The sequence below is a fragment of the Nonomuraea lactucae genome, from assembly GCF_003313395.1.
Taxonomy (GTDB): domain Bacteria; phylum Actinomycetota; class Actinomycetes; order Streptosporangiales; family Streptosporangiaceae; genus Nonomuraea; species Nonomuraea lactucae.
Window position 1 is genome coordinate 1 of record NZ_QNFZ01000758.1, and the last position, 4,302, is coordinate 4,302.

At 70.9% G+C, this 4,302-nt stretch carries 5 protein-coding genes; 1 reads left to right on the forward strand and 4 read right to left on the reverse strand.

The genetic code is table 11. The annotated features are described in order from the left end of the window. Positions 1-894: SDR family NAD(P)-dependent oxidoreductase (locus DQW85_RS26830; RefSeq protein WP_205315436.1), on the forward strand; the 894-nt coding region annotated here is incomplete at its 5' end. Positions 895-1,049: 155 nt separating this feature from the next. Here DQW85_RS26830 and DQW85_RS26835 read toward each other — a convergent pair. The 4 genes from DQW85_RS26835 to DQW85_RS47080 form a co-directional block, all read right to left on the reverse strand. Then, a complete protein-coding gene (locus DQW85_RS26835; protein ID WP_113702703.1) occupies positions 1,050-1,460 on the reverse strand; it encodes a hypothetical protein in 411 nt (136 codons plus the stop codon). 322 nt (positions 1,461-1,782) lie between these two features. After that, complete coding sequence (gene rpe, locus DQW85_RS26840) at positions 1,783-2,451, reverse strand: ribulose-phosphate 3-epimerase (protein ID WP_113702704.1); 669 nt, start codon at positions 2,449-2,451, stop codon at positions 1,783-1,785. Between the two features lie 465 nt (positions 2,452-2,916). Beyond that, complete coding sequence (locus DQW85_RS26845) at positions 2,917-3,153, reverse strand: hypothetical protein (protein ID WP_113702705.1); 237 nt, start codon at positions 3,151-3,153, stop codon at positions 2,917-2,919. A gap of 138 nt (positions 3,154-3,291) precedes the next feature. Next, on the reverse strand, positions 3,292-4,302 hold a 1,011-nt coding region (locus DQW85_RS47080; protein WP_476703616.1), incomplete at its 5' end, for an RsmB/NOP family class I SAM-dependent RNA methyltransferase.

Below are 4,302 nucleotides of genomic sequence, written 5' to 3' on the forward strand. Positions count from 1 at the left end.
GTCGCGGCCGGCGCGATCGGGGCCGGCGCCGCCGTGGCCCTTCCCCCGTACCTCACCGCGCCGCCCACGAGCCCGCCGCCGCCCGCGCCTCCGCGAGGCCGGTTCGACGGCAAGGTGGTGCTGATCACCGGCGCCACCTCGGGCATCGGAGAGGCCACGGCCAAGGCGTTCGCCGCCGAGGGGGCCAAGGTCGCCTTCTGCGGGCGCCGGGCCGAGCTGGGCCGCCGGGTCGAACAGGAGATCCGCCGGCTCGGCGGCACCGCCCGCTACTTCCCCGCCGACGTGCGGGACGCGGAGCAGGTCCGGCGGTTCGTGGACGAGGCGGTCGGCGCCTTCGGCCGGCTCGACGTGGCGTTCAACAACGCTGGTATCACCCGGACGGCACCGGTTCACGAGATGACGGCCGAGGACTGGGCCGACGTGCACGACACCAACGCCCGCGGGGTGTTCCTCGCCATCAAGTACGAGGTGCCGCACATGCTCAGGGCGGGCCGCGGCGTGATCATCTGCACGTCATCGGAGTCACGGCGGCCGGGCGGTGCCGCCTACACGGCGAGCAAGCAGGCGATCAAGGGAATCGTGGACGCCGCGTCCATGGACTACGGCCCGAAGGGCATCAGGGTCAACGCGATCGCACCCGGCACCACCGACACCGCGTTCGTGCGGCCACGCGGCCTGCCGGACGCCGTCTGGGAGGCGTTCAAGCGGGCGTGGGGCCCCAGAAACGTCGCGGCGCTCCACCGGATGGCCGGCCCGCAGGAGATCGCCAGGGCCGTGGTGTCGCTGGCGACCGACGAGTTCTCCTACATGGCGGGCTCCACCGTGCTGGTCGGCGGCGGCCCGTGGGGCGGCAGTGAGATGAGCATGCCGCCGGGGTTCCCGTCCGCGCGATGACCGTCCCCGGGCGCTCGCGGGGGGCCGCAGTCCGACTCGGCATGATCCCCGTCGCCCCGCGCCGCCACATGCCGCACACCGCCGGGGCGGCCGGCGGTGTGGACAGCGTGGCGGCCGGCGAGTTCGGCCCGCGTACCGGCACGCTCATGTTCAACTCAGAAAAGGTTGACCCACGGGCCGCACTCGTCCTCGCTCGGGTTACCCTCGCAGACGCGCGCCTCGAAGTTCTCCTGCCAGAGGATGGGCTTGAAGCGGTATTCGGCACTGGTGATGTTGCGGCTGCGCTTCAGATTCGGATGGTTGTTCCTGTCGACGTATCGCACCTCGGCGAAGGTGTAGTCCCGCGGGCCGTCCGTGGTGTCGACGACGACGCCGGTGAAGTACATATGGCCGTAGCGCGCGTAGAGCTTACCCTTCAGGTAACCCTCCTTCAGCGGTGACCAGATGGTGAAGTTCTTGGTCGTGGCGGTCGTCGTTTCCCGCGCGCCCGTAGCGGCCTGGGCGGGAACGGCGGCGAGGCCCATGGCCATGATTCCGGCGGCGGCGGCGACGAAAATCTTACGCATTTTCCTCTGTCTCCTTCACGAAATTCTTGGCTGTTCGGGTCGGCCCGAATTGGGGAATTCGTGTTGTTTGATGCCGGCGAGATCAGTGAGGTTCGCGGGAAGATCAGAGAGGAAGGTCACAGAACTTCTGGCGCGCGGCATGAGTCCAACCGCGCACGCGTGGCCGCGCGGGAGGGCATGGGCGGCTTCGTGGGGCGTGAGACACCCATGGCCGAGCCGATCACCCTGCCCGCCCGTCCCGGCCATGGGCATTCGGGGCAGCGAGGACCGCTCCCGTGCCGGTGATGACCGATTCGCTGGCCCACGTCGAAGGGCCGTGCCGCTACGAGCGGCCAGCAGTGGCGGTGGCCTGGGAGCGGAGGGCGTCCACGGCGGCGGAGGGGTCGTCGGCGCCGTAGACGGCGCTGCCCGCCACGAACACGTCGGCCCCCGCCTCAGCGCAGCGCTCGATCGTCTCGGTGGTGACGCCGCCGTCCACCTGGATCCAGATCTGGCCGCCGTGGCGTTCGACGAGGGTACGGGCCGTGCGGATCTTGGGCAGGACCATGTCGAGGAACTTCTGCCCCCCGAACCCCGGCTCGACCGTCATCAGCAGCAGCATGTCGATCTCGCCCAGCAGCCCCTCGTACGGCTCCACGGCGGTGCCCGGGTTCAGGGCGAGCGCGGCGCGGGCGCCGAGTGAGCGGATCTGGCGCAGCGTGCGCACGGGCGCCTTGGCGGCCTCGGCGTGGATGGTCACACTGCCCGCGCCCGCCTCGGCGTACGCCGGGGCCCACCGGTCCGGGTCCTCGATCATGAGGTGGCAGTCGAGCGGGGTCGACGTGGCCTTCAGCAGGGACTCGACCACGGGAAGCCCCAGAGTGAGGTTGGGCACGAAGTGGTTGTCCATGACGTCGACGTGCAGCCAGTCGGCGTTGGGCACCGCGGCGGCCTCCTCGGCCAGGCGGGCGAAGTCGGCGGAGAGGATGCTGGGCGAGATCTGTACGGCCATGATGAGGCGAGTCTAATGAACGACCCCCCTCCCCCATGCGGCGGCCCCGCCTTTCCCGAGACCCTTTGCCCGACTTTGTGCGCCTTCGGCGTTTAGGTCCACTGTCAGACAATGAATTCCATAAACCCCTCACGCACCTCTGGAGGCATTTCGCCGATCGACGCCCAGGGTATTCCGACAATCGACGCTGGCGCCGCATGGTCACTATGAGCGGAAGACGTCCGAAAATCAGAACGACCGAGGGAGAAACCCATGCCCGTCTGGGGGCCAGTCACTCAGGACCGGGGCACCGACGTGCGCCGGCACGTGAACTACCGAGGCGGAACGATCATCCTGTTGGCTTCCGCGCTGACAGCCGACACCGTCGTCCGAGGCCACGATCCCGGTACGCATCAGCCGCGACTCGACAATCCGAACCCCTACCCCGATTACTTCACGAGCGTCGTCATCGAACGATCCCTGTCATCACCCGTTCAGATATATCTCGGCGGCCACCAAGGATTCGACAATGAAAGTATCAGTGCTCGCGGACGATGACGGCATCATCATCGCCATTGCGCGGTGCAGCATGTCGGCGTCCGGTGAGATCGGCACGTTCACGAACGACGCCGAGATCCGGGCGGAGATCACCCGATCCGCGCTCGACGCCCACCTGGGCCGCACGCCGCCCACCGACCAGGCGGCGGCCGACGCCCTGGTCACGTCTGTGATCGTGGAACTCCCCAGGGAGTTTCACGACCTGACCTGGGCGGAGAGCACGCGCCACGCCCCACACGCCATCACGCCACGTGCCGCGCTGCCCGCGAACTGCCCGGGCCTGCTCCTGCCTGGGAGCAGGCCCTACGAGCGTTTGCGCAGGAGTGCGAGGAACATCGCGTCGGTGCCGTGCCGGTGCGGCCAGAACTGGGCGTGCGGCCCGTCGCCCAGGTCGCCGACCTCGGGCAGGTAGTCGCGGGCGTCGAGCTGCTCCACATCGCCCCGGCGCTCGATCACGTCCCCTACCACGACCCTGGTCTCGGCCAGATGCGGCGAGCAGGTGACGTACGCGACGACACCGCCGGGACGTACGGCGTCGAGGGCGGCGTCGAGCAGGCGCCGCTGTAGCCTGCCCAGCTCGGCGATGCTCCCCGGATCACGCCGCCAGCGCGCCTCGGGTCTGCGCCGCAGCGCGCCGAGGCCGGTGCAGGGGGCGTCGAGCATGACCCGGTCGAACACCCCGGGCCGCCACGCGGGCAGCTCGCCGTCCGCGGTGATCACGGCCGCGTCCGCGGTGGTCTGGCGGACCAGCCGGGCACGGTGGTGCTGCACGTCCGACGCCAGCACCCGTGCCCCGCCCCGGAACGGCTCCAGCGGGGTCAGCCCGACCTGGTCCGCCCGTGCCGCCGTGACGTCCCCCGACTCGCGCGCCGTCAGCATGTCACGGGCCGTGCGTCTGGTCGCCGCGCCGCCGGCTGCCCGTGGAGGCACGATCTCCACCGCCGGAAGCGCGCCGTCGGCTGCCCGTAGGGACGCGATCTCCCTGGCCGGACGCGCGGCACCGGCTGCCCGTGGGGACGCGCTCTCCCCCGCCGGACGCGTGCCTTCGGGCGGGGCCACATCGACCTGGGGCGTGGTCTCCGGCGCGGCGGGGTCGTGGCGTGTGTCGGTCGGGGCGGCGGGGAGGTCGGCCAGATGGCTGAGGCCCGCGAGGTCGCCGTGGGTGGCGATGGCGGCGAGCAGGCCCGCCTTGCCGCCCGGTCCGGCGCACATGTCGAGCCACAGCTCCTCACGGCCCCCGAGCGACTCGCCCCGTCCGCCGTCCGCCACGCCAGCGCCACCCGGCGACTCGCCCCGTCCGCCGTCCGCAACGCC